Here is a 23,843-nt window from a genome sequence, read left to right on the forward strand (position 1 = left end):
GTATTCGCTTGCCGATGGATGACCAAGGGCGTAATTTATCCCCTCTGGAGGTGTTTATGGCACAGCAGGACAAGGACTACTGGTTCCCGGCCAAGCGCTATGGCTACGGCTGGGGCATGCCGCGCCGTTGGCAGGGCTGGGTGGTGATGGCGGCCTATGTCGCGGTAGTGGCGCTGGGCGATGTGTTTTTCCCGGCGCGGACCCATGCGGTCGGTTTTTCGGCCATCGTGGTGGCCGCCACTCTGGCGCTTGTCGGCATTTGCCGCATCAAGGGCGAACCGGCAAAATGGCGCTGGGGATAGTGCAAGGATTGGCCGGATAACAAAAAGGGGCGCCCCGGTGAGGAGCGCCCCTTTTGTTTGGCCGCAATCCGCCCGGCTTACTTGCCGCGCAGCTTGCGATGGTGGTTGAGGTCGAGGACTTCGCTCGGCCCGTCATTGTCGAGCAGGCCAAGGCGGCGCGCGACTTCCTGATAGGCTTCTTCCTCGCCGCCCAGATCCTGACGGAAGCGGTCCTTGTCCAGCTTCTCGCCCGAAGTCATGTCCCACAGACGGCAACCGTCGGGGCTGATTTCGTCGGCCAGGATCACGCGGCTGTAATCGCCGTCCCAGATACGGCCAAATTCGAGCTTGAAGTCGATCAGGCGGATGTTGATCGCCGCAAACATGCCGCACATGAAATCGTTGATGCGGATGGCCATGCTGGAAATGTCCTGCATTTCCTCATTGCTGGCCCAGCCGAAGCAGGCGATGTGCTCTTCGGCGATCATCGGATCGCCCAGCGCATCGTCCTTGTAATAATATTCGATCAGCGTGTGGGGCAGCGGCTCGCCCTCGGGGATGCCCAGACGCTTGGAGATCGAACCGGCGGCAACATTGCGCACCACCACCTCGATCGGCACGATCTCGCACTGGCGCACCAGCTGTTCGCGCATGTTGAGGCGGCGGATGAAGTGGGTCGGGATGCCGATATGGTTCAGGCGGGTGAACACATATTCGCTGATGCGATTGTTGATCACGCCCTTGCCGTTGATCGTGCCCTTTTTGAGCGCGTTGAAAGCGGTGGCATCATCCTTGAAATACTGGATGATCGTGCCCGGCTCAGGACCCTCGTAAAGGATCTTGGCCTTGCCTTCATAGATCTGACGGCGACGCGACATGGGCTTTCCCCTAATTCCTGACTGGATCGGCAATACATGCCTTTGGCGCCCAGCGCCGCCAAAAGGCAAGCCCCGGAATGCGGACAATGCGGCAATAATGCCGCCGGACTCCGGGAAAGGGCGCGCCTTTAGCCGAAGCGAGGCCGCGCATCAACCTTTGTCCGCCATGCTTTGTCGCGATTGAACGATATGTCTGAGCTGCCTAGGTAAAAAATCGGATTGGAAACCGATGTAATCCGCGTTGCGCGGGGGGCAGGCGATTTTTAGCCTTGGCCCCATGAAACAGGATATGCACCCCTATTATCGCTGCATGGCCGGACTTTTGCTGGCGCTTTGGGCTGCGCCCCTTTGGGCGCAGACCTATGGCGGGGTGGACCCGGCGGGCTCCGGCCCCATCGTGGGCGCGCTGCGCTGGGTTCAAGGCACACTGATGGGCTCGGTGGCCACGGTGGCGGCGGTGGTGGCCGTGGCGGTGGTGGGCATGATGATGCTGACCGGGCGGATCAACTGGCGATACGGGGCCAGCGTGATCCTTGGTTGCTTCGTCCTGTTCGGCGCGGCCAGCATCGTGGCGGGCATCCAGTCGGCGGCGGGGGTGGGGCAATGAACGGGCGTTCCGCACCATCCTCGACGCCTCTGGCGCGCAACACGCTGTTTGTGGGCCTCACCCGGCCCCAGATGTTCGCGGGCGTCACATGGTCCTTTTTCGTCCTCAATCTGGTCATCTCGACCGAGGCTTTCCTGCTGCTGCGCTCGGGTTGGGTGGTGGCGCTGGCGCTGGGCGTGCATGGGTTGGGGGCGCTGGCCTGTCTGCATGAACCGCGCCGGTTTGATCTGTGGATGGTGCGCGCCATGCGCTGCCCGCGTGTGCGGCATTACCGGTTCTGGCAATGCAATTCCTATCGTCCGTAAAGGCCCCCGATTTCGCCAAAGAGGCGGCGGCGGGGGCACATCTGCCCTATTCGCATCTGGTCGATGATGCCACGCTGGCGATGCGCGATGGGGCGTTGATGCAGGTGATCCGCATCGACGGGCTGATGTTTGAAACCGCCGATGGCGATACGCTGAACTATCGCAAGGACATGCGCGAGGCGATGCTGCGCGCCATCGGCTCCTCGCGATTTGCGCTTTATCACCATATCCTGCGTCGCCGTGTCCAACCGGAGCTGGAGGGCACTTTCCCCGATGCTTTCAGTGCGAGGCTGGATGCCGCGTGGCGCGATAGGCTGGCGGCGCGACGACTTTATGCCAATGACCTGTTCATCACGGTGATCCGCCGTCCGGCGCGGGCGCGGCGCCTATGGGGCCGCACGCAAGGGGCCGAAATGGCGGGCGAATTGCGCGCGCTCGATGCCGCCGTTGAACAGTTGCTGGCCGCATTGGCTCCTTATGGCGCACGGCGGCTGGGCATCTATGACGCGGGCCATGGTGCGTGCAGCGAGTTGCTCGAGTTTCTGGGCGCTTTGTTTAACGGCGCGCTGGCCCCGATGCTGCTGCCCCATGGCGATGTCGGCCATCATCTGCCCCGCGCCCGGGTCTCCTTTGGTCAGGATACGCTGCAAATGGGGCACGGTTTTGGCGCGATGGTCTCGATCAAGGACTATCCGGGCCAGACCACGGCGGGCATGCTCGACGATCTGCTGCGCCTGCCCTTTGCGATGAGCATCAGCCAGAGTTTCGCCTTTGTTGATCGGGGCGAGAGCCTTGGCCGGATGAATCGCGCGCTGCGCCGGATGCGCGCTGCCGATGATGAGGCGATCAGCCTGCGCGAAGAACTTGCGCAGGCCAAGGATGAAGTGGCGGCAGGGCGCGCCGGTTTTGGCGAACATCATTTGAGCATTCAGATCATGGGCGAGGATCAGCGCGAGGTCGATGCGGGCGTGGCCGAGGTGCTGGCGGCGCTGGGCGATCTGGGCATCGTGGCGGTGCGCGAGGATGTGGGGATGGAGCCGGCCTTCTGGGCGCAGTTTCCAGGAAATTTTGCCTATATCACACGCCGCGCGCTGATCGGTTCGGCCAATTTCGCCGCTTTTGCCAGCGGCCATAACTTTCCGCTGGGCCGCGCGCGGGGCAATCCGTGGGGCGATGCGGTGGCCATGTTTGAAACCACGGCGGCGGGGCCTTATCACTTCAATTTCCACGCCGATGGCGATCTGGGCAATTTCACCGTCATCGGCCCCAGCGGCAGCGGCAAGACCGTCATCACCAATTTCCTGCTGGCGCAGGCGCGCCGCTTTAGCCCGCGCATCGTGCTGTTTGACAAGGATCGCAGCGGGGAAATCTTTATCCGGGCGATGGGCGGCGCCTATGAGGCGATGCGGCCTGATCGCCCTTCGGGGCTCAATCCGCTGCGCCTGCCCGATACGGCGGGCAACCGGGCGTTTTTGATCGAATGGCTGGGCTGCCTTGTCGGCGGCCTGCGCGATGCGGCGGAAATGGAGGTGATGCGGGCGGCGGTGGAGGCCAACTATCTGGCCCCGCCTGAATTGCGGCGGCTTTGCCATTTTGCCGCCTTGCTGCGCGGCGGTGCGCGGCCCACGCCGGATGATCTGGCGGCGCGGCTGCGGCCATGGTGGGGGGCGGGCGAACACGCCTGGCTGTTTGACAACGAGGGGCAGGACAGTCTCGATCTGACGCGCGATGTGCTGGGCATCGACATGACGCTGGTGCTGGACCATCGGGTGCTGCGCACGCCCTTGATGATGGCGCTGTTTCATCTGGTCGACGCCAAGCTTGACGGCACGCCCGCGATCATCGTCGTGGACGAAGGGTGGAAGGCGCTCGACGATGACATTTTTGCCGCTCGCCTGCGCGATTGGTTAAAGACCATTCGCAAGCGGGGCGGCATTCTGGGCTTTGTCACGCAAAATGCTGAGGACGCCTTGGCCAGCCGGATCGCGGGCGCGATTGTTGAACAAACCGCAACCCAGATCTTCACCGCCAATCCCAAGGCGCGGGCGGTGGATTACGTCGATGGCTTTGGCCTGACCCCGCATGAATTCGAACTGGTGCGCGCGCTGCCCGATGCAGCGCGATGCTTCTTGGTCAAACAGGGCGGGGAAAGCGCCTTGCTGCGCCTTGCGCTGGGCAATGAGGCACGCTGGCTGACCGTGCTGTCGGGACGCGAGGCGCAGGTGCGGCGGCTGGACGCCATCCGGGCGGCGGTGGGCGATGATCCGGCCGATTGGTTGCCTCGCTTGCTGGGGGATGGATGATGGCCGATTGCGCGGCGTTTGATCCTTCGGGGCCTTATGTAGGCGGGGTGCTGGCGCTGGCCGATTGCCGGGCGCTGGGGCTGGCGCAGGATGGCTGGCGGGTGCTGGGCGGCGGCGCCTGGCTGGTCCCGGCCTTGACGATTGCGGTGGCGCTGATCGGTTATCGGCTGATGCTGGGCGCGGCGCGGGGGCGCGATGGGCTGATGCTGGCGCTGCGCATCGGGGTGGTGCTGGCGCTGACCACGCAATGGCCCGCGTGGGAGGCGGTCGCCTATCGCGTGGGGATCGAGGGGCCGGAAAGTCTCGCGCTCTCGGTCATCGGCGCGGATGGCGCGCGCGCTGGTCTGGCGGCGCGGTTTGACCGGATCGCGGGCGATCTGGATGAGGCGCTGCGCATGGATGCGGCCCAGACCGCCGAGGACAAGGTGCAGGCAGGCGGCCGCGTATTGTCCGGCGAGGCGCGGGGGCAATTGGCTTGGGCTTCGGCTTGGCTGACCGGGGCGGCGTTGGCGGGACTGATGGCGCCGCGTCTGGTAATCGCGTTGCTGCTGGGGTTGGGGCCGTTGTTCGCGGGGGCGCTGCTGCTGGCCGGGGCGCAGGGGCTGTTTGTCGGATGGCTGCGCGCCTGCGTCGGGGCGATGCTGGCGGCGGTGGCGGCGGCTTTGGTGCTGGGGCTGGAACTGGCGGTGATGGGGCCGCAGGTGGCGGGCCTGCTGGATGCGCTGGGCGGCGATGGGGCCAATGCGATGGCGGGACGGATTGCGGCGGGCGCGGGGCTGTTTGCCGTCTTGCTGGCGGCGGTCGCCTTGGGGGTGATGCGGGCGGCATGGGCGATACAGATGCCGCGGGGCAATGTGTTTGGGGATCGGGCATATCCCACCTCCTTGCGTAAGGCCGCAACGGCCCATGCGCCCATCCCGCATCGCACAGAACGGGCCACGACCAACAGGGCGCAGCACATCGCGCAGGCCGCCATGTACAGCCTGCGCCGCGAGGACATGCGCATCGAGCGGATCAGCCAGAAAGTCGATCCAAAGCCCATCACAGCATCGCCCCCCTTGGGGCAAACAGGCGGCGCGGCGGCGCGGCGGCGCGGCCGCCTCTCGGGCGCGGCGCACAGGCGCGATGCGCAAAACGGGAATGGCGGGGCATGAGCGAGGAAACGAGGATCGCCTATTATCAGCAGGCCGACAGTTGGGCGCGCCAGCGCGACACCGCCTTTGCGCGATCGGCGCAGCGGGCGTGGATCGTGGCGGGCGTGGCGGTGGGCATCGCCGGGCTGGAGGCGCTGGCCATCATGGCGTTGGCACCTATGAAGACAGTCGTGCCCTATACGCTGCTGGTCGACAGCCACACCGGCTTTACCCAGACGCTGGAGGGAACCCACCCCCAGACCGTCCGCCCCGATGCTGCGCTGACGCAATCGCTGCTGGCGCAATATGTTGTGGCGCGCGAGGGTTATGATGTCGCCACGGTCGAGGAGCAATATCGCAAGGTGGCGCTGTGGTCGGCCGATGCGGCGCGGCGGGATTATCTGGCGCTGATGCAGGCGGACAATCCGCAGGGGCCGATCAGTCTCTATGGCCGAGCCAAGGTGGTGCATGTGGGCGTGGAAAGCGTGACGCCGATGGGCGCGGGGCAGGCGATGGTGCGCTATTGGGCCGATGGGGCGGCGGGGCGTGATTATTGGGTGGCGCTGGTGCATTATCGCTTTTCCGGCGCGCCGCAGCGAGTTGAGGATCGCTGGCTCAACCCGCTGGGGTTTCAGGTGACCGCCTATCGCCGGGATCAGGAGGCTCCGCCCGCCCAGTCCGCCACACCAGCCGCGCCGCCGCGTGCCTTGGCCCCCGAGGAGGCAATCCCGCGCCCCGCCCCGACAGCAATGCCTCAAGGCGTCGCCTTGCGTCCCTATCCCTTTCGCTCGCCTCATCGCCCCGCCGGGGCCCAGATCGTCCAGCCGGGCGGAGGAGAGCCATGATGCGTGTGCTGCTTGCTCTGGCCCTGATAGCGCCCGCATCGGCATGGGCCGAGGTGACGCCGCGCGCGGGCGGCGGCGACCCTCATGTCCAGACGGTCGCCTATGACCCGGACGAGGTGGTGGCGTTGCGCGTGGCGGGGGGCTTTGCGCTGACGGTGCGGTTTGGCGCGGATGAGCGGATCGAGACGGTGACGCTGGGCGATGGCGCGGGATGGGTGGTGCAGACCAACAAGCGCGCCGACAGTCTGATCATCAAGCCGGTTGGCTACGCTCCCACCACCAACCTGACCGTGCTGAGCGATACGCGGGCCTATAATTTCACGCTTTATGGCGCGGCGCCGGGCGAGGGTGTGCAGCCCTATCTCCTAAGCTTTACCTATCCCGCGCCGATGGCGGCGGGGGCGGTGGTGGTGGGGCGCTATCGGCTGAGCGGGGATCAGGCGCTCTGGCCGGTGGAGCTGGGCGATGACGGCGCGAGAACGCGGATGCGTTGGGCCGAGGGCGCGGCGATGCCTGCGGTCTATGGCGTGGGGCCGCAGGGGCGGGCGCTGGTCAACGGCGCGATGCGCGATGGGTATTATGTGGTCGAGGGGGTCTATGCCTGGTTGACCTTCATCGCGGGCCATGGGCGCGCCGAGGGGCGGAGGATCGCGCCATGAGCGGCCGCGACATTCGCCCCAAGGTGGCCCCGCCGCGCGATATCCTGCCCTTGCCGGTGATGCTGGGGGTGGCCGGTGCGCTGGGGCTCGGCCTGTTCATTTGGATGCAGGGCCAGCGCAAGCCTCCGCCTGAACCGCAGGCGCAGGTGGCGCTGATTGCGCCACCGCCGCCGTTGGCGCTGCCGGTTGAGCGCGCAGCCGCCGTTGCGGTGGCGCGGCCTGCGGTGGTGGTTCGGCGTATGGCCGCGCCTGCGCCGTCGGTGGCCTATATGGCGCCGCTTGCTTATGCCCCGCCTGCCTCCACGCCATTTACACCGGCCCGCCCGGAGGCGCCTTTTGCAGCGGCCCGCACGGCGGCCAGTCGCGATTCCGCGCTGGTGATCGACAATACCGCCGGGCCGGGCGCGGCGGTGCAGGGGGCCAAGGGCGAGGGCGAGACTGTGCAGGACGATGCCGCGCATGCCACGATCATCCGGGGCCGTGCCAGCATGATCCCGCAGGGCACAATGATCGCCGCCACGCTCGAAACGCCGCTCAATTCCGACCGGCCCGGCCTGGCCCGCGCAATCATCAGCGCCGATGTGCGCGGGTTTGACGGGTCGCGTGTGCTGATCCCGCGCGGCAGCCGGTTGATCGGCGAGTTCAAATCCGACAGCAGCGCGGGCAAGCGCCGCGTTATGGTCTTGTGGGGCCGCCTGATCCGGCCTGACGGCGTGGCGATCCGCATCGCCTCGCCCGCCACGGATGCGATGGGCGGGGCGGGCGTCGCCGGTCGGGTGGATACGCATGCGCTGGAAAGGCTGGGCGGCGCGGTGTTGCAATCGGCGCTGACGCTGGGTGTCAATGTCGCCACGGCGGAGATCAGCCGGGGCGGCACCTCGGTCTATCTGGGCGGCGCGGGGCAAAGTCTGGGGCAGCAACTGGTGCCATCGATCAACCGCCCGGCCACGGTGAAGGTCAACGAGGGGGCGGTGATTGCGGTGCTGGTTGCTCGTGATCTCGATTTTGCCGGTATGCCGGGGGTGCGCTGATGCTGATGGCCTGGCTGGCACCGTTTGCGCCCTTTTTGGCGCAGGGGGATGTGACCGATATTTTCGTCAACCGTCCCGGCGAAATCTGGGTCGAACGCATGGGCGGGGGGATGGAACGCCACGATGCGCCGGAGGTGGACGAGGCCCGGCTGTGGTTGATCGCACGGGGCGTGGCCGGGGTCAGCCATCAGGGCATCAGCCGCGAGCATCCGTTGATGGCCGCCACGCTGCCCGATGGCGCGCGGGTTCAGGTCGTGGCCCCGCCCGCCGCGCGTGCGGGGATGGCGATCGCCATTCGCAAGCATGTGGCGGCGGATCTGACGTTGGGCGATCTGGGCGCGCAAGGGATGTTTGACGGGGCGCAGTTTCGGCAGGGGATGGCGCCGCCCGCCTTGGTGTCCGGGCCGAAGGATGGGCAGGGGATGGGCGATTATCTGGCCGCGATGGTGCGCGCGCGGCGCAACATCCTGATTTCGGGGGGGACGTCGAGCGGCAAGACGACTTTGCTCAACGCCCTGATCGGCGAGATACCGCGTGGGGAAAGGCTGGTGACGATCGAGGATACGCCGGAGCTGAGCGTGCCGCACGCCAACGCGGTCGGCCTGCTGGCGGTGCGCGGGGCGATGGGTGAGGCGCAGGTGGGGGTGGAGGATCTGTTGCAGGCCTCACTGCGCATGCGGCCCAACCGGATCATGCTGGGCGAATTGCGCGGGCGTGAAGCCTACAGCTTTCTGCGTGCGGTCAACACTGGCCATCCCGGTTCGATGACCACCATCCACGCCGACAGCCCGGAAGGCGCGATCGAGCAGCTGGCGCTGATTGTCCTGCAGGCCGGGTTGGGGCTGGGGCGGGGCGATATTGTGGATTATGCCCGCTCGGTGGTCGATCTCGTGGTCCAGATGGAGCGGCGCGATGGGCAGCGGCGGGTCAGCCGGATCATCACCACGCGGGCGGCGGCATGAGCAAGGTCGGGCTTTTCATCGCCGGCGGGCAGAAATGCGGGACCACCAGCCTGCATGCCTATCTGGCGGGCCACCCACAAGTCTGCGCGGGGCCAAAAGAGCTGCATTTCTTTGACGATGAGGGCGTGGATTGGGCGAGGCCCGATTACGGCGCCTATGAGGCGCGATTTGCTGGTCCGGGGCTGCGCGTTGATGCGACGCCGATCTATGCGTTCTGGCCCGGCGCGCTGGAGCGGATCGCGGCGTACAATCCGGCGGCGCGGCTGATCCTGCTGTTTCGCAATCCGGTGGAGCGGGCGTGGTCGCAATGGTGCATGGAATATGCGCGAGGGGATGAGGCGATGCCCTTTGCCCGCGCCATCCGTCAGGAACGCCGTCGAATCGCGATGGGCGAGGCGGGGATGCGCCATCATTCCTATGTCGCGCGGGGCGCCTATGGGATGCAGGCGGCGCGGGCCATGGCGCTGTTTCCTCGCGGCCAATTGCTGTTTTTGGAGAGCGGGGAGCTGGCGCGCGATCCTGAAGGCGTTCTGGCCCGCGTAGCGGATTTTGCGGGGTTGGCGCGGTTTGGGGCGGTGGCGCCTTTGCGGCGTAATGCGCGGACGGACACGGATTATCCCGCGCCGCCCGATGCGGCGGACCGGGCCTATATCATGGACAGATTGGCCCATGATCGCGTGCTGTTTGAACGGTTGACCGGGATTGGCGGCGCGCGCGCGGTTTGATAGGGCGGGTGGAGATGACCGAGGATACGCCCGCCCAAACCCGCGCGCGCCTGTTGCTGGCGGCCGAAACGCTTGTTGTGGGCGAGGGGGTTCATGCTCTGTCGGTGCGGCGGATCGCGGCGGCGGCGGGGGCCAATTCGGCGCTGATCCGCTATCATTTTGGCGGCACGGATGGGCTTTTGCGCGAATTGGCGCTGCGCAATGGCGCGATGATTGCCGATGCGCGGGCCGATTGGCTGGCGCGCGGCGATGGTTTTGAGGCTGCGGTTGATGCATTGGTGCAGCCCCTCTGGGCGCAGGCGGCGATGAGCGGGGATTACCGCGCCATTGTCGTGCTGGACGAGATATTTTCTCGCGCCGCGCCTGCGTTGCATGATGAGATATGGGCGATGTTTGCCGATGGCGTGGCGCAGGTGAAGGCGCGTCTGGCCGCCGCGCTGCCGGGGGTGGACGAGGCAACGCTGGGCTGGCGCATCCGGTTTGTCACGGCGGCCGCGCTGGATGTGCCGCCCCGCGATGCCCGCCGCGAAGGGCGTGAAACCAGGGAGGAAAGGCTGAAGCAATTTCGCCGCTTTGCGCTGCACGCCCTGGCGGATTTATGAACGGGGATTTATGAGCCAGACGACGATTTTTGAAGTGATGTCGGGCCTTTGTCGCGAGTTTGATGCGATCAATCTGGGACAGGGTTTCCCGGATATGGAGGAGCCGCCGGAGATCATCGGTGCGGCGCAGCGGGCCTTGGCAGAGCGCAGCAATCAGTATCCGCCGATGCGCGGCCTGCCCGAATTGCGCGGGGCGGTGGCGGGGCTTTACGGCGTTTCGGCGGCGGAGGTGATCGTGACGTCCGGCGCGACCGAGGCACTGGCCAGTGCGATTTTGGCGCTGGTGCGCCCCGGTGATGAGGTGATCTGCATTCAGCCTTTGTATGATGCCTATCTGCCGCTGGTGGCGCGGGCGGGGGGCGTGGCGCGGCTGGTCAATCTGCGGCCTCCGGCGTGGAGCCTCGATCTGGCGGAACTGGCGGGCGCGATTACGGACAAGACGCGGCTGATTATCCTGAACACGCCCAACAATCCCACTGGCACCGTGCTGGATCGCGCCACGCTGGAGGGGATCGGGGCGCTGGCGCAGCGCCACGGGCTTTATGTGCTGTCGGACGAGGTGTGGGAGGCGACTCTGCTGGATGGCAGCAAGCCGCTTTCGGTGCTGGATATTCCCTCGCTGCGTGACCGGTCGGTCAAGGTCGGATCGGCGGGCAAGATCTTCTCGCTGACCGGGTGGAAGATCGGCTGGGCGGTGGCCGCGCCCGAACTGGCCGAGCGCGTGGCGGCCAGCCATCAGTTCATCACCTTTACCACCCCCACCCCGCTGCAATGGGCCGTGGCCGAAGGGCTGGCTCTGGGCGAAGCGTGGTTTGCCGCGCATCGCGCCCGCTATGTCGAGAGCAAGGCGCGGCTGGTGGTAGGGCTGACGCAGGCCGGATTTTGCGTGCTGCCTGGCGCGGGGACGTGGTTTGTGACCGTTGATCTGGAGGCTTCGGGCCTGCCTGCGCAGGATGAGGCTTTGGCGCAAAGGCTGGTGCGTGAGGCAGGCGTGGGGTCGATCCCGGTGTCGGCCTTCTATGCGGATCGGCCTGAGCGGGGCTATCTGCGGCTGTGCCATGCCAAGCGGGGGGAGACGCTGGATCAGGCGGTGGAGAGGTTGGCTCGGTTTAGGGCGGGGTTTGTTTAGGAAGGGTTGCCTCCGGCGGGCAAAGGGCGGGGGCCCTTTGCAATCCCTTTAATTTGGCGCTTGGTTTGCGGGCATGGCGTCCATTCCGCGAAGTGGTTTTAATAGCCTGCGGCGCGGCAATTTCGCGCAAGGTTGTACGCTCGGCGCAACGAAGACAGTCATGGGATTGCAAAGGGTCGAGACCCTTTGCCCGCCGGAGGCATAACCCAGCCACAAAAAAAGACCGGCAAGGATCTCTCCCCACCGGCCCTTTTAACAATAACCCTAAGAATATCAGCGATTAGCCAACCATTCTTCAAGCCATTTGATCGTATAATCGCCGGTCTTGAAATCATCCACCTCCAGCAGAGCCTGATGGAGCGGGATGTTCGTTTTCGGCCCCGTGATCGCCATTTCCTCCAGCGCGCGCTTGAGGCGAAGGATCGCGCCCTCGCGAGTGCGGCCATAGACGATCAGCTTGGCGATCATCGAATCATAGTAGGGCGGGATGCGATAACCGGCATAGAGCCCGCTATCGACGCGCACATGCAGGCCGCCCGCCGCGTGGAAATTCTCCACCAGCCCCGGCGAGGGAGCAAAGGTGAAGGGATCTTCGGCGTTGATCCGGCATTCGATGGCATGGCCACGGAATTCCAGTTCGTCCTGACGCACCGAGAGCGGCAGGCCATCGGCAATGCGGATCTGCTCGCGCACGAGGTCGACGCCGGTGATCGCTTCGGTGACGGGATGCTCCACCTGCAGGCGGGTGTTCATCTCGATGAAGTAGAATTCACCGTTTTCCCACAGGAATTCGATCGTGCCAGCCCCGCGATAGCCCATGTCGGCCATCGCCTTCGAGACGATGCCACCCATGCGCGCGCGTTCCTCGGGCGTAATGACCGGCGAGGGGGCTTCTTCCAGCACCTTCTGGTGGCGGCGCTGGAGCGAGCAGTCACGTTCGCCCAGATGGATGGCATTGCCATTGCCGTCGCCAAACACCTGAAATTCGATGTGGCGCGGGTTGCCCAGATACTTTTCGATATAGACCGTGGCATCGCCAAAGGCGGCCTTGGCCTCGCTGCCTGCCTGCTGCATCAGCGTTTCGAGTTCGTCCGGCCCGGTGCAGACCTTCATGCCGCGACCGCCGCCGCCGCTGGCCGCCTTGATAATGACCGGATAGCCGACCTCGGCCGCGATGCGCTTGGCGTCCTCGATTTCCGAGACCGCGCCGTCCGAGCCCGGCACCAGCGGCAGACCCAGCGCACCGGCGGTACGCTTGGCCTCGACCTTGTCGCCCATGGTGCGGATATGCTCGGGCTTGGGCCCGATCCAGATCAGACCATGCGCCTCGACGATTTCGGCAAAGCGGGCGTTTTCAGACAGGAAGCCATAGCCCGGGTGGATCGCATCAGCGCCGGTGATTTCCGCCGCGCTGATGATCGCCGCCACGTTCAGATAGCTGTCCTTGGCCGCGGGCGGGCCGATGCAGACCGCATGGTCGGCCAGCCGCACATGCATCGCATCGGCATCCGCCGTCGAATGCACAGCCACCGTTTCGATGCCCATTTCCCGCGCCGCGCGATGAATGCGCAGCGCGATTTCGCCGCGATTGGCGATCAGGATGCGTTTGATGGCCATAATTCTATCAGCCGATCACAACCAGCGGCTGGTCGAATTCGACCGGCTGCCCGTTTTCGATGCTGATCGCCTTGATCGTGCCGGCTACCGGCGCGGTGATCGGATTCATCACCTTCATGGCTTCGACGATGAGCAGGGTTTCACCCGCCTTGACCGTCTTGCCGATGGCGATGAAATCGGCAGCGCCCGGTTCGGGCGCCAGATAGGCGGTGCCGACCATCGGCGATTTGACCTGCGTGCCTTCAACAACGGCGGGCGCGGCAGCAGCCGGAGCCGCAGCAGCGACCGGCGCAGGCGCAGCGACAGGCGCCGCGGCGGGCGCCATCGGCAGCGCAGGCGCATAGGCCGGAGCAGGAGCGGCAACCGCGACATTGCGCGCAACGCGGATTTTGCGGCCGCCATCGGCCACTTCGATTTCGGTCAGGCCCGTATCGCCCAGCAGCACCGCCAGCTCGCGCACCAGCGCAGCGTCGATGTTCATACCGGATTGGATGTCGCGGCCCGTTTCAGTTTTGTCGCCCATGAAATCCCCTTGGCGATGGTTTATCAGGCTTGGCCCCTATCCCCACGGCCGTAATCAGGCAAGGGGAAAGCGGGTGTCCGGCAGAGGCGAACCACCCGTGGGGCCAGATTTGCAGCGATTTTACAGGATCACGGCCGCATCAAGGGCGATGAGATAGGATTTCGCGCCAAAACCGGCAATGGTCCCTTTGGCGGCCATGCCGATATAGCTTTTGTGGCGAAATTCCTCGCGCGTGTGCGGGTTGGAGAGGTGAACCTCGATCACGGGCAGTTGGATCGCCTTGATCGCGTCATGCAGCGCGACCGACGTATGCGTATACGCACCGGCATTGAGCAGCACCGCCTTGGCCCCGGTGGCGCGGGCCTCGTGCAGCCAGTCGACCAGATCGCCTTCATGGTTCGACTGGCGGCAATCCACGGCAACGCCCAGTTCCGCCGCCCGCTTGGCCAGGGCCGCGTCAATATCGGCCAGCGTGTCATGGCCGTAAATCTGCGGCTCGCGCGTGCCCAACAGGTTGAGATTGGGGCCGTTGAGGACGAAAATGGTTGTTGCCATGAAAATGCCTGCCTGAAACTGTTTGCGTTGCAGGCGTCATACTATGTCGCGGCAAGGGGGCAAGGTTCAGCGGTCGGTTCCGGCCACGTTTTCAGTCAGCGGTCCGTTCCGGCCACTTTGCCCCATTGGCGCGCGGCGGTATAGCCCAGATAGCCGGTGCCGAACAAAGCATAGAGCCCATCGGGCAAGCTGTTGAGCCATAATTTGACGCCGTTGGTGATGGCGGCCGCCACCGGCGCGCTGATGGCGGATAGCAGGCCCATCGGCAGGCTGAGCAGGATCATGCCATACATAAGGTAGAGAAAGCTGGGTCGCGCCCGGCTGATATAGCGGTCGGGGGAGGCGGCTTCGATGGCGACGGGGCCATTTGTGGGGGGATCGGCTGATTCGGGCATGAGGGTTCTCCGGTTAGGGAGAATGGAATAACCAAATCGGTTTGCGTAGGAAATCGGGCAACAAAAAAGGCGACCGCCCGGTGGGCAATCGCCTTTTTGAAACCAATTGGTCGGGACGAGAGGATTCGAACCTCCGACCCCCACACCCCCAGTGTGATGCGCTACCAGGCTGCGCTACGTCCCGACCTTGGTTGTTTCCGGTGGGGCGTTGCCCTGCCGGAGGCGCGCCTATAGGAGGGCTTTTCGGGCATGGCAATCATCTTTTTGCATTTTTCTGGCAAATTTTTTGCCCGCAGTATCAAGGTGTGGGGCAAAACCCCGGCGTTTCCTGCATTCCGCGCGCCCATCCCCCGTCACATTGATATGATCCGGATAAGCTGCTAGGCGCTCGGTCACTTCGGGGGAGGCGCGAGAAGGCGGGATTGATCCCACCCATCGGCCAGATCCGGTTCCTGTTATTCCTGCGCAAGGGTGTTTTCCCGTGTCGATCCAAACGCTTTCGCTTCTTTCCGCCGCCGCCGCCGGTGGCCAGCCCCCCGCATGGCTGCAGTTTCTGCCGCTGGTGCTGATGGGTATTGTCATGTGGTTCCTGTTCCTGCGCCCGCAAATGGCCCAGCAAAAGGCTCAGAAGGCCAAGCTGGAAGGCATCAAGAAGAATGACATGGTCATCACCGCCGGTGGCCTGCTGGCCAAGGTGGTCAAGGCCGATGACGATTACCTTGAACTGGAAATTGCCCCCAACACCCGCGTGCGCGCGGTGCGGGCGACGATTTCGGACGTGATCGTGCCCGGCACGGGCAAGCCTGCCAACGACTGATAGCATAGACGCCCCGAACTTGAAGGAGCATCGGGGCGTTCTTATGTGCGCGCTTCTGGCCCCGCACCCAATATCTTGGGGGGGGCCGCTTTTCATTTCTAGAGCCGGATGAACCCATGCTCGATTTTCCCCGCTGGAAACAGCTTTGGTACTGGGCGCTCACGCTGCTTTGCGTGGCCGCCGCCGTGCCTTCGATAGTGTCATGGGCCGGGGGCAACTGGCCCTCCTCGCTGCCCAATCCCAAGATCAACCTTGGCCTCGACCTTGCCGGCGGCAGCCACCTGTTGCTCGAAGCCAATGCCGATCAGGTGGTTTCGCAGCGCCTTGAAGGCAAGGAAGAAGAAGTGCGCGCCGCCCTGAAGAAGGCCGGCAACGTGCATTACGGCGACATTTCCACCAAGGGCGGCGTGCTCTCCTTCATGGTGGCCAGCGCCGCCGAAGTGGACGCTGCGCGCGAAGTGCTGGTGCCGCTGACCAATGGCGCGGGGCTTTCGGGCAAGCGCGATTGGGACATTCAGGTCGTCGACACCACCCGCTTTGTCCTGACGCCGACCAAGGAAGGCATTGCCGACGCCATCGACAAGGCAATGGAAACCGCCACCGAAGTCGTGCGCAAGCGTATCGACGCCATGGGCACGCGCGAGCCGACCATCATCCGTCAGGGCGCCGACCGCATCGTGGTGCAGGTGCCCGGCCTGTCCGATCCGGCCGCGCTCAAGGCCCTGCTGGGCCAGACCGCGAAGCTGGAATTCAAGCTGGTCGATCAGAACGGCATGGCGGGCGGCGTTGCGGCCCCGGGCGATGAAATCGTGCCCTTTGCCAATGGGCAGGGCGCGATTGCGGTCAAGCGTCTGGGCGGCATCAAGGGCGACCGCCTGACCAATGCCACGCAGAGCTTTAGTCAGCACAACGAGGCTGTCGTTTCGATCACCTTTGACAATCAGGGCGGCGAACAATTCGCCCGCCTGACCAGCCAGAATGTCGGCAAGCCTTTCGCCATCATTCTGGACGGCAAGGTGCTGTCGGCCCCCAACATCAACGAACCGATCATGGGCGGATCGGCCCAGATTTCGGGCAGCTTTACCGTGGAAAGCGCGAACCAGCTGGCGATTGCGCTGCGTTCGGGCGCGCTGCCGGTGGACCTGAAGGTGGTTGAGGAACGCACGGTCGGCCCCGACCTTGGCGCCGATTCGATCCACAAGGGCATGATCGCCATGGTGGTCGGCACCGCGCTGGTGGTGATCTTCATGGCCGTCACCTACGGCCGCTTCGGCATCTATGCGAATCTGGCGGTGATCATCAACGTGCTGATGATCCTAGGCATCATGGCGGTGTTCAACACCACGCTGACGCTGCCCGGTATTGCCGGTTTCGTGCTGACCATTGGTGCTGCGGTTGACGCCAACGTGCTGATCAACGAGCGCATTCGCGAAGAGCGGCGGCGCGGGCGTAAGGTCGTGCAGTCGGTCGAGCTGGGCTACAAGGAAGCGAGCCGCACCATTTTCGACGCCAACATCACCCATATCATTGCGGCGGTGCTGATGTTCGAATTCGGCTCCGGCCCGATCAAGGGCTTTGCCGTGGTGCTGATGATCGGTATCGCGACCTCGGTGTTCACCGCCGTTTTCCTCACCCGCATGTGGGTGGCGGGCTGGCTGCGCCGCAAGCGCCCGTCCGACCTGCTGATCTGATAGGGGTGAATTTCCATGCGTTTGCTTAAACTCGTCCCTGACAACACCAATCTCCACTTCCTGAAGTGGCAGTGGCCCACCACGATCATCTCGGTCCTGCTGATGGTGGGCAGCTGGGCGCTGATGTTCACCCACGGGCTGAACATGGGCGTGGACTTTGTGGGCGGCCAGATGATCCGCGTGACCTTCACCCAAAGCGCGACGGCGCCCGTGGCGCAATTGCGCGGCGAGGTCGAAACGCTGGGCTATGGCGAACCGATCATCCAGACCTTTGGCAAGCCCAACGAGATCTCGATCCGCCTGCGTCTGCCCGAAGGATCGGACAAGGATGCGGCTCTGGCCGATGCCATGGCCAAAAAGATCACGGCCAACATCAAGCAGAACCATGCCGACGCGCGCGTCGATGGCGTCGATTCGGTGTCGGGCAAGGTCTCGAAAGAACTGGGCTGGACCGCGTTCAAGGCGCTGGGCTTTGCCAGCCTCGCGATCTCGATCTTCATCTGGTATCGCTTTGAATGGCAATTCGGCGTCGGCGCTCTGGTCAGCCTTGTGCATGACGTCTCGCTGGTGCTGGGTCTGTTTGCGGTCACGCAGATGGAGTTTGACCTGACCATCGTGGCGGCGATCCTGACGGTGATCGGTTATTCGCTCAACGATACGATCGTGGTCTATGACCGCATCCGCGAGAACCTGAAGAAATATCGCAAGATGCCGCTGGAGGAATTGCTCGATCTGTCGGTCAACGAAACGCTGGCGCGCACCGTGGTGACCTCTGGCACGATGCTGATCACGCTGATCGCGCTGCTGCTGCTTGGCCCCAAGGTGATCTTCGGCTTCTCGGCGGCGCTGATCCTCGGGATCTTTGTCTGCACCTATTCCTCGATCTATGCCGCGGCGCCGATGCTGATCTGGCTCAAGGTCAACCCGACCAGCTTTGTGCCGGCCGAGGGGGGCAAGGACGAGACGCCTTAAAAGGGTTTGCCTCCGTCGGGCCAAGGGACTTGTCCCTTGGCAATCCCGTTAATCGGTTTTGGGCGGCTTCGTTGCTTTATGCGGCGAAGCCGCTTTTATTTTATGGCCTGCGGCGCGGTGAGCTTAGGGCTTTTGCTCCACCCCGTCATGGGATTGCAAAGGGCCCCCGCCCTTTGCCCGCCGGAGGCTATCTTGCTTCCTGCCAAATTTCTCTCAACTTCTCCGCATTACCCTCCCAGCTAAACCCGGCCACCTGCGCGGCCACATCGGCCTGATCCAATGGTGCGGCCAGCAATTCGGCAACCGCCGCCGCAATGGCCTTGGGGCTGCGCTCGGTAATCCGGCCAGCCATGGGCGCGGTAACGACCTCGCGCGCGCCGCCGATGTCGGGGATGACCAAAGGCGCGCCACAGGCCAGCGCCTCGATCCAGACATTGGCCAACCCCTCGCGCTCGGAAGGCAGGATGACCGCATCGGCTGCGCTCATGAGGAGGGGCAGGGCGTCATGGTTGACCTGGCCGAGGAAATGGACGCGGGGGCCAAAGGGCGCGGCCTGCTGGCGCAGCGCTGCCTCATCCGCCCCTGTCCCGGCCAGCGCCAGATGGGCATCGGGCAGATCGGCCAGCACGGCAATCGCCAGCGCCTGCCCCTTGATCGCGATGAGAGCGCCGGGGCACACCAGCAACGGCGCGCCATTGGGGATTTGCAGCCCAAGCCGTTCGGGCAAAGCGGTGCGGGCCTCCCGGCGCGGCACGGGTTTGAAACGCTCGCGATCCAGCCCTGTGTAATGCACACGCAGCTTGACCTGATCCATGCCCAGCGTCACCATGTCGCGGCCCAGCGCGGCCGACACCGTCAACAGCGCCGCCGCCTGATCCGCCGCCGCCAGCATTTGCTGCAGCGCCGCCGGTCGCCCGCCCCAGTAATGGATGTCTGACCCGCGCGCCTTGATTGTCAGCGGCACGCCCAATTCCCGCGCGATGATCGCAGCGGCCGGGCCATCGGGAAAGAAGAATTGCGCATCGACCACATCGAACGGCTTTTCCGCATGAAGGCGCCGCACCAGTGGCAGCACCGCGCGGGCAATGCGCACCGGATTGCCATCGCCGCCAATCATCGGGATCAGCGTGAAGCGGGGATGCAGCACCGTCAGCCCGCCCAATTGCGATTGCGCGGGGCATTGCGCCCAATCCCGATAGGGCCGACGCAGCGAGAGGGGAAAGGGCGGCAGGCCGACAGGGTTGATCATCGTCAGATCAACCCCGCCGAGCCGGTGAAGAGCCGCCATCTGATTGGCGACAAATTTGCCGAACCCCCCGCGCACGGGCGAGGGGAACAGCGTGGAAATGGAAAGGACGCGCATCATGCGCCGGTGATTACAGCTTCCTCACTAACATTTCGGCAACGGCCAGCCATGGCGGGCTGTCGATCACCAATTGACGGTGGCCAATGCCGGGAGGCAGCAGCGCGATGCGATGCTCATCGCGGTCGATCAGGCGGCCGAAAACGAATCGCCCGCCCGGACGTGGCGCAAGCACATCCCGGTTAACCAGTTTGGAGAAACTCTCCGGCTGCATCTGGCGCAGCCAGATCTGGTCGCCGCTGCGGTAATCGCCCGCGCCGGTTTCCACCGCCATGGCCATTTGCGTGCCTTCGCCCACCAGCTCGGAGGGCAGGATGGCATCACGCGGCGTGGTTAACGCCTCAGCCCCCACATCCGTCAGGCGAGCGACCATTTTGGCTTGTTCGGCAGTATCGCCGCGCACCAAAAGCTCCGGGTCAACCTCCAGCGCAAGCGCAATCCGGTTCATCCAGATGAGCGAGAGATTGCGCGTGCCGGTCTCCAGCCTGCCAATCGTCTGCGCCGTGGTGGGCGGCGAGCAACGCGCGGCCACATCGGCCAGCGTCATGCCTTTTTGTCTGCGAATATCACGTATGCGGTTAATCATGACCAGCCGACCCCTCGAACCAATCCGGTTTTTTCACTTTCCTACAATTTGCCCGACTTGGCAAACTCTTTGCACGGAATGCCAAAAGAAACCTAAGGGGATACTACTATGAATCGCCAGCTTGTCGAACGGGAATTAACCTCCGAGGGGCCGCGACGCGGAAAAATCCGCCGGTCGAGGCGCAGTGTGACGGTTAATTTGTGCGAATCGCCGCTCACCTGGCTCCACGCGCGCGGTCATTTGACCGACCGCGAATATGACGCGGGCGAGCGCTTGCGCGCCGATTGGGAAATGGCGCAGTTGGCGCCCAATATTTCCATGCGCTGGGAGCCTGTGGTCATCCGGGGCAGCCGCCACGACCGCGACCTGAACCCCACCGAGCGCCAGATTGCCGCCAAGGCCCGCTTTGATGGCGCACTGGAACTGGCGGGAAAAGGGCTGTCCGACATTCTCTGGCGCGTGGTTTGTGCAGGGGACAGTCTGCCTGTGGCCGAAAAATCGCTGGAGTGGCCGGCGCGGTCGGGCAAGCTGGTGTTGAAGCTGGCGCTTGATCGGGTGGCGGGGTTTTATCGTATCGGGTGAGGGGGTTCTATGCCTCCGGCGGGCAAAGGGACTCAATCCCTTTGCAATCCCATTAATTTGGCGCCTAGTTTGCAAGCGCGGGACGTTCCGCGAAGCGGCTTAATAGCCTGCGGCGCGGCTACTTAGCGCAAGGTTGATCTGATAGCACGACAAACACAGGAACGGGATTGCAAAGGGCCCCCGCCCTTTGCCCGCCGGAGGCATCATCCCTAAACTTAACCCTCCACCATCTCCGCCAATTCCAGCCACCGCTCCTCGGAAGCATCCTTTTCGGCGCGGGCCTTATCCAGCGCCGCCGTCAATTGCGCAAAGCGGCCCGGGTTTTGCGTATAGAGATCCCCATCCACCAGTGCCGCCTCCAGCTTGGCAATCTCGCCATCCAGCGCCTCGATCCGGGCGGGGAGGAGGTCGTAATCGCGCTGGTCTTTATAGCTCAACTTGACCTTATTGCGCGCGGGCATGACCACAGGTGCGACCTCGGCCTTGTCGGCCACGACGGCTTTCTTGGTGGCCGGAGCATTGCGCTGCTGGCGCTGCTTTTCCCAATCGGCATAGCCGCCCGCAACGACATCGACGCGCCCAGATCCGTCCAGACCAAGCGTGACCGTGCAGGTGCGATCCAGAAAGTCGCGATCGTGCGATACGATCAGCACGGTACCATCATAATCCGCGATCACTTCCTGAAGCAGGTCAAGCGTTTCGAGATCGAGATCGTTGGTCGGTTCGTCGAGCACCAACAGATTGGAAGTGCGCGCAAATTCGCGCGCCAGCAAGAGCCGCGACCGCTCGCCGCCTGACAGCGTGCCCACCCGCGCCTCGATCAGGCCCGGATCGAACAGGAAGTCCTTGAGATAGCCCTGAACATGCTTCTTCTCACCGCGCACATCCACCCAGTCACCGCCTTCGGCCAACACATCGCGGATGCGCTTTTCCGGGCTTAACAGGCTGCGCTGCTGGTCAATCATCACGCCTGACAGAGTCTGCGCCAGCTTGACGGTCCCGGTGTCCGGCTCCAGTTCGCCGGTCAGCATTTTGAGCAAAGTGGTCTTGCCCGCGCCATTGCCGCCGACCAGACCGATGCGGTCGCCACGCTGAATACGAAGGTTAAAATCGCGGATAATGGTGCGGTCGCCAAATTTCTTGGAAACCCCCTCGGCCACGATCACCGATTTGGTTTTAACATCATCGCTGGCCAGCTTCATCTTCGCCGCGCCTTGGGGCGACAGCATCGAAGCCCGCTGGGCACGCATCTGATAAAGTTTTTCCAGACGCCCCTGATTGCGCTTGCGCCGCGCCGTGACCCCGCGTGACAGCCAGTGCGTTTCCAGTTTCAGCTTGGCGTCCAGCTTTTCGGCCGCGCGCGCCTCGTTGGCGTACACTTCCTCTTCCCACGCCTCATAGCCGCCAAAGCCCACCTCGCGCCGCCGCAGCGAGCCGCGATCCAGCCACAGTGTCGCGCGCGTCAGGCGCGTCAGAAAAGTACGGTCGTGGCTGATGACAACAAAGGCGCCGGTATAACGCTGCAGCCAGCTTTCCAGCCAGTCGATCGCGGCCAGATCCATATGGTTGGTCGGCTCGTCCAGCAGCAGCAGATCCGGCTCGCTGGCCAATGCGCGGCACACCGCCGCCCGCCGCCGCTCGCCGCCCGAGGCGCTGGCGGCCTCGCGGTTCAGGTCGATGCCCAACTGGCTGGCAATGGCTTCGACCTCGTGCTGGGGCGGGGCGTCCGGCCCCTTCATGCAATAATCCAGCAGCCGCGGGCAGCCGCCGAAATCCGGGTCCTGTTCCAGCACGACCACCTTGGTCCCGGGCTGGATCGAACGCTTGCCCTTGTCCGCGTCCAGCGTGCCCGCAATCAGGCGCAGCAGCGTGGTTTTGCCCGCGCCATTGCGCCCGATCAGCGCAAGCCGATCACGCGGCGCAATGAAAATGTCGAGGTCGCGAAAAAGCCAGCCCGATCCCTGGATCAGGCTCAGTCCTTCCCAGCTGAGAATAGGTGCAACTGCCATGGCCGCGCGTTAGGGGCCAACGGCGCCCATGGCAAGCGGCCTCAATCACCGCCGCCGATGGCAATCGGGCGCGCAGAGCGCAGAAAATAAGCTTTTCGTATTTCGGCCTCTTGCCATCCGCCTCCGGCTGAACAATCGCTATGTTGTTTATTCACATCATGTTCAATCGCAAACGGATAACCCAGCAGCCATGTTCACTCGGCTCACCTCTACGCTGATGATGGCCCCTCTGGCGCTTTGGGCGGTGGTTTCGGCGCTTGCCTTGCCGCCCGTGCCCGCGGCCCATGCCGGGCCGGGCGAGGCGCAGGGCGAGGCCCGGCGCGAAATGCGCGCGGGCAATGTGCGATCCCTGCGCGAAATTGAAACGCATGTGCTGCCTATGATGGCGGGCGCCCAATATCTGGGGCCTGAATATGACCCGCTGGCCATGGCCTATCGTCTGAAATTCGTGAAGGACGGTCGCGTGGTTTTTGTCGATGTCGATGCGCGTTCCGGGGAAATTCTGCGCCAGCGGCGCTGATCCTTGCCCCGACTGCTTGACGCAGGCGCGCCCCACGCCCATCTCCCCTGTTAATCCGACCAATAATAAGGAAGTGCCAGATGCGGATCCTGATCGTCGAGGATGAACCCACGCTGGGCCGCCAGCTCAAAACAACGCTGGAGCAGACCGGCTATGCGGTCGATCTGTCCACCGATGGCGAGGACGGCCATTTTCTGGGCAGCACCGAAGATTACGATGCGGTGATCCTTGACCTTGGCCTGCCCGAAATCGATGGGCTGACGGTGCTGTCCATGTGGCGCAAGGAGGGGCGCAAGTTCCCCGTGCTGGTGCTGACGGCGCGCGATTCGTGGTCGGATAAGGTGGCGGGTCTGGACGGCGGCGCCGACGATTATCTGGCCAAGCCGTTTCAGACCGAGGAACTGATCGCCCGCCTGCGCGCGCTGATCCGCCGTGCTTCGGGCAATTCCTCGTCCGAACTGATCGCGGGCGATGTGCGCCTCGATACGCGCTCGGGCCGCGTCACGCTGGCCGGTGAGCCGGTGAAGCTGACGGCGCAGGAATACAAGTTGCTCTCCTATCTGCTCCATCACAAGGGCAAGGTGGTGAGCCGGACCGAATTGATCGAGCATATTTACGATCAGGATTTTGACCGCGATTCAAACACTATCGAGGTGTTTGTCACGCGCATTCGCAAGAAGCTGGGCGCCGATGTGATCACCACGATCCGCGGGCTGGGCTACAGCCTTGATGAGCCGGCGCGCGGATAAACAC

26 protein-coding genes and 1 tRNA gene are annotated in these 23,843 nt (G+C 64.3%); 18 read left to right on the plus strand and 9 right to left on the minus strand.

Features of this window, described 5'->3' with window-relative positions:
- Positions 1 to 56: 56 nt before the first annotated feature.
- Positions 57 to 302, plus strand: a complete 246-nt coding sequence (locus tag PQ467_RS09815) for a hypothetical protein (protein ID WP_274173255.1) — start codon at positions 57 to 59, stop codon at positions 300 to 302.
- A gap of 77 nt (positions 303 to 379) precedes the next feature.
- Here PQ467_RS09815 and purC read toward each other — a convergent pair whose 3' ends face one another.
- Positions 380 to 1,159 carry a phosphoribosylaminoimidazolesuccinocarboxamide synthase gene (gene purC / locus PQ467_RS09820; protein ID WP_274173256.1) on the minus strand — a complete coding sequence of 260 codons (780 nt, stop codon included), beginning with the start codon at positions 1,157 to 1,159 and terminating at the stop codon, positions 380 to 382.
- 310 nt (positions 1,160 to 1,469) lie between these two features.
- Between purC and PQ467_RS09825 the strand changes: the two genes are divergently transcribed.
- The 11 genes from PQ467_RS09825 to PQ467_RS09875 are packed head-to-tail and all read left to right on the plus strand — an operon-like array spanning position 1,470 to position 11,460.
- On the plus strand, positions 1,470 to 1,766 hold the full coding sequence (locus tag PQ467_RS09825; RefSeq protein ID WP_443193004.1) for a TrbC/VirB2 family protein: 297 nt from the start codon (positions 1,470 to 1,472) through the stop codon (positions 1,764 to 1,766).
- The gene (locus PQ467_RS09830) at positions 1,763 to 2,071 is read left to right on the plus strand and encodes a type IV secretion system protein VirB3 (protein WP_274173258.1); all 309 of its coding nucleotides are present in this window, start codon (positions 1,763 to 1,765) and stop codon (positions 2,069 to 2,071) included. Before PQ467_RS09825 ends, PQ467_RS09830 begins: the two co-directional genes overlap by 4 nt.
- Positions 2,044 to 4,374: a VirB4 family type IV secretion/conjugal transfer ATPase gene (locus PQ467_RS09835; RefSeq protein ID WP_443193005.1), complete on the plus strand. Its 2,331-nt coding sequence runs from the start codon at positions 2,044 to 2,046 to the stop codon at positions 4,372 to 4,374. Before PQ467_RS09830 ends, PQ467_RS09835 begins: the two co-directional genes overlap by 28 nt.
- Positions 4,371 to 5,528: a type IV secretion system protein gene (locus PQ467_RS09840; protein WP_274173260.1), complete on the plus strand. Its 1,158-nt coding sequence runs from the start codon at positions 4,371 to 4,373 to the stop codon at positions 5,526 to 5,528. Before PQ467_RS09835 ends, PQ467_RS09840 begins: the two co-directional genes overlap by 4 nt.
- Complete coding sequence (locus PQ467_RS09845; protein WP_274173261.1) at positions 5,525 to 6,352, plus strand: virB8 family protein; 828 nt, start codon at positions 5,525 to 5,527, stop codon at positions 6,350 to 6,352. Before PQ467_RS09840 ends, PQ467_RS09845 begins: the two co-directional genes overlap by 4 nt.
- Positions 6,349 to 7,011, plus strand: a complete 663-nt coding sequence (locus tag PQ467_RS09850) for a TrbG/VirB9 family P-type conjugative transfer protein (protein ID WP_274173262.1) — start codon at positions 6,349 to 6,351, stop codon at positions 7,009 to 7,011. Before PQ467_RS09845 ends, PQ467_RS09850 begins: the two co-directional genes overlap by 4 nt.
- Positions 7,008 to 8,042, plus strand: coding sequence for a TrbI/VirB10 family protein (locus tag PQ467_RS09855; protein WP_274173263.1), 1,035 nt, complete (start codon positions 7,008 to 7,010; stop codon positions 8,040 to 8,042). The genes PQ467_RS09850 and PQ467_RS09855 overlap by 4 nt, the downstream gene beginning before the upstream one ends.
- Positions 8,042 to 9,004: a P-type DNA transfer ATPase VirB11 gene (virB11, locus tag PQ467_RS09860; RefSeq protein ID WP_274173264.1), complete on the plus strand. Its 963-nt coding sequence runs from the start codon at positions 8,042 to 8,044 to the stop codon at positions 9,002 to 9,004. The genes PQ467_RS09855 and virB11 overlap by 1 nt, the downstream gene beginning before the upstream one ends.
- Entirely contained in the window at positions 9,001 to 9,729 is a 729-nt protein-coding gene (locus PQ467_RS09865) for a sulfotransferase family protein (RefSeq protein WP_274173265.1), read from the plus strand. Before virB11 ends, PQ467_RS09865 begins: the two co-directional genes overlap by 4 nt.
- Positions 9,730 to 9,743: 14 nt before the next feature.
- A complete protein-coding gene (locus PQ467_RS09870; RefSeq protein ID WP_274173266.1) occupies positions 9,744 to 10,331 on the plus strand; it encodes a TetR family transcriptional regulator in 588 nt (195 codons plus the stop codon).
- A 10-nt stretch (positions 10,332 to 10,341) separates the two neighbouring features.
- On the plus strand, positions 10,342 to 11,460 hold the full coding sequence (locus PQ467_RS09875; RefSeq protein ID WP_274173267.1) for an aminotransferase class I/II-fold pyridoxal phosphate-dependent enzyme: 1,119 nt from the start codon (positions 10,342 to 10,344) through the stop codon (positions 11,458 to 11,460).
- Positions 11,461 to 11,733: 273 nt separating this feature from the next.
- Here PQ467_RS09875 and accC read toward each other — a convergent pair whose 3' ends face one another.
- From accC to PQ467_RS09900, 5 genes are all read right to left on the minus strand, one after another.
- Positions 11,734 to 13,077: an acetyl-CoA carboxylase biotin carboxylase subunit gene (gene accC / locus PQ467_RS09880; protein ID WP_274173268.1), complete on the minus strand. Its 1,344-nt coding sequence runs from the start codon at positions 13,075 to 13,077 to the stop codon at positions 11,734 to 11,736.
- A gap of 7 nt (positions 13,078 to 13,084) precedes the next feature.
- Complete coding sequence (accB, locus tag PQ467_RS09885) at positions 13,085 to 13,600, minus strand: acetyl-CoA carboxylase biotin carboxyl carrier protein (RefSeq protein WP_274173269.1); 516 nt, start codon at positions 13,598 to 13,600, stop codon at positions 13,085 to 13,087.
- 120 nt (positions 13,601 to 13,720) lie between these two features.
- The gene (gene aroQ / locus PQ467_RS09890) at positions 13,721 to 14,155 is read right to left on the minus strand and encodes a type II 3-dehydroquinate dehydratase (RefSeq protein WP_274173270.1); all 435 of its coding nucleotides are present in this window, start codon (positions 14,153 to 14,155) and stop codon (positions 13,721 to 13,723) included.
- 95 nt (positions 14,156 to 14,250) lie between these two features.
- On the minus strand, positions 14,251 to 14,550 hold the full coding sequence (locus PQ467_RS09895; protein ID WP_443192935.1) for a 3TM-type holin: 300 nt from the start codon (positions 14,548 to 14,550) through the stop codon (positions 14,251 to 14,253).
- A gap of 107 nt (positions 14,551 to 14,657) precedes the next feature.
- Positions 14,658 to 14,734, minus strand: a tRNA-Pro gene (locus PQ467_RS09900).
- A 297-nt stretch (positions 14,735 to 15,031) separates the two neighbouring features.
- On the opposite strand from PQ467_RS09900, the gene yajC reads away from it, so the two are divergent.
- The 3 genes from yajC to secF all read left to right on the plus strand — a co-directional run bounded on the left by yajC (position 15,032) and on the right by secF (position 18,030).
- Positions 15,032 to 15,367 (plus strand): preprotein translocase subunit YajC, encoded by a 336-nt coding sequence (yajC, locus tag PQ467_RS09905; RefSeq protein ID WP_274173271.1) that lies wholly within the window; start codon positions 15,032 to 15,034, stop codon positions 15,365 to 15,367.
- Between the two features lie 116 nt (positions 15,368 to 15,483).
- Positions 15,484 to 17,058 carry a protein translocase subunit SecD gene (secD, locus tag PQ467_RS09910; RefSeq protein WP_274173272.1) on the plus strand — a complete coding sequence of 525 codons (1,575 nt, stop codon included), beginning with the start codon at positions 15,484 to 15,486 and terminating at the stop codon, positions 17,056 to 17,058.
- A gap of 15 nt (positions 17,059 to 17,073) precedes the next feature.
- Positions 17,074 to 18,030 carry a protein translocase subunit SecF gene (gene secF, locus PQ467_RS09915; RefSeq protein WP_274173273.1) on the plus strand — a complete coding sequence of 319 codons (957 nt, stop codon included), beginning with the start codon at positions 17,074 to 17,076 and terminating at the stop codon, positions 18,028 to 18,030.
- Between the two features lie 187 nt (positions 18,031 to 18,217).
- On the opposite strand, the gene PQ467_RS09920 is transcribed toward secF, so the two are convergent.
- Positions 18,218 to 19,393, minus strand: a complete 1,176-nt coding sequence (locus PQ467_RS09920; RefSeq protein ID WP_274176124.1) for a glycosyltransferase — start codon at positions 19,391 to 19,393, stop codon at positions 18,218 to 18,220.
- Positions 19,394 to 19,406: 13 nt separating this feature from the next.
- A complete protein-coding gene (locus PQ467_RS09925; protein ID WP_274173274.1) occupies positions 19,407 to 19,979 on the minus strand; it encodes a helix-turn-helix domain-containing protein in 573 nt (190 codons plus the stop codon).
- A 108-nt stretch (positions 19,980 to 20,087) separates the two neighbouring features.
- Here PQ467_RS09925 and PQ467_RS09930 point away from each other — a divergent pair, with 108 nt between their 5' ends.
- A complete protein-coding gene (locus PQ467_RS09930; RefSeq protein ID WP_274173275.1) occupies positions 20,088 to 20,561 on the plus strand; it encodes a DUF6456 domain-containing protein in 474 nt (157 codons plus the stop codon).
- Between the two features lie 215 nt (positions 20,562 to 20,776).
- Here PQ467_RS09930 and PQ467_RS09935 read toward each other — a convergent pair whose 3' ends face one another.
- Entirely contained in the window at positions 20,777 to 22,570 is a 1,794-nt protein-coding gene (locus PQ467_RS09935; RefSeq protein ID WP_274173276.1) for an ABC-F family ATP-binding cassette domain-containing protein, read from the minus strand.
- 190 nt (positions 22,571 to 22,760) lie between these two features.
- Between PQ467_RS09935 and PQ467_RS09940 the strand changes: the two genes are divergently transcribed.
- A complete protein-coding gene (locus tag PQ467_RS09940) occupies positions 22,761 to 23,090 on the plus strand; it encodes a PepSY domain-containing protein (RefSeq protein ID WP_274173277.1) in 330 nt (109 codons plus the stop codon).
- A gap of 80 nt (positions 23,091 to 23,170) precedes the next feature.
- Positions 23,171 to 23,839 (plus strand): response regulator transcription factor, encoded by a 669-nt coding sequence (locus tag PQ467_RS09945; RefSeq protein ID WP_168604622.1) that lies wholly within the window; start codon positions 23,171 to 23,173, stop codon positions 23,837 to 23,839.
- Positions 23,840 to 23,843 lie beyond the last annotated feature (4 nt).

It is taken from the genome of Novosphingobium sp. KACC 22771, from assembly GCF_028736195.1.
Classification (GTDB): Bacteria; Pseudomonadota; Alphaproteobacteria; order Sphingomonadales; family Sphingomonadaceae; genus Novosphingobium.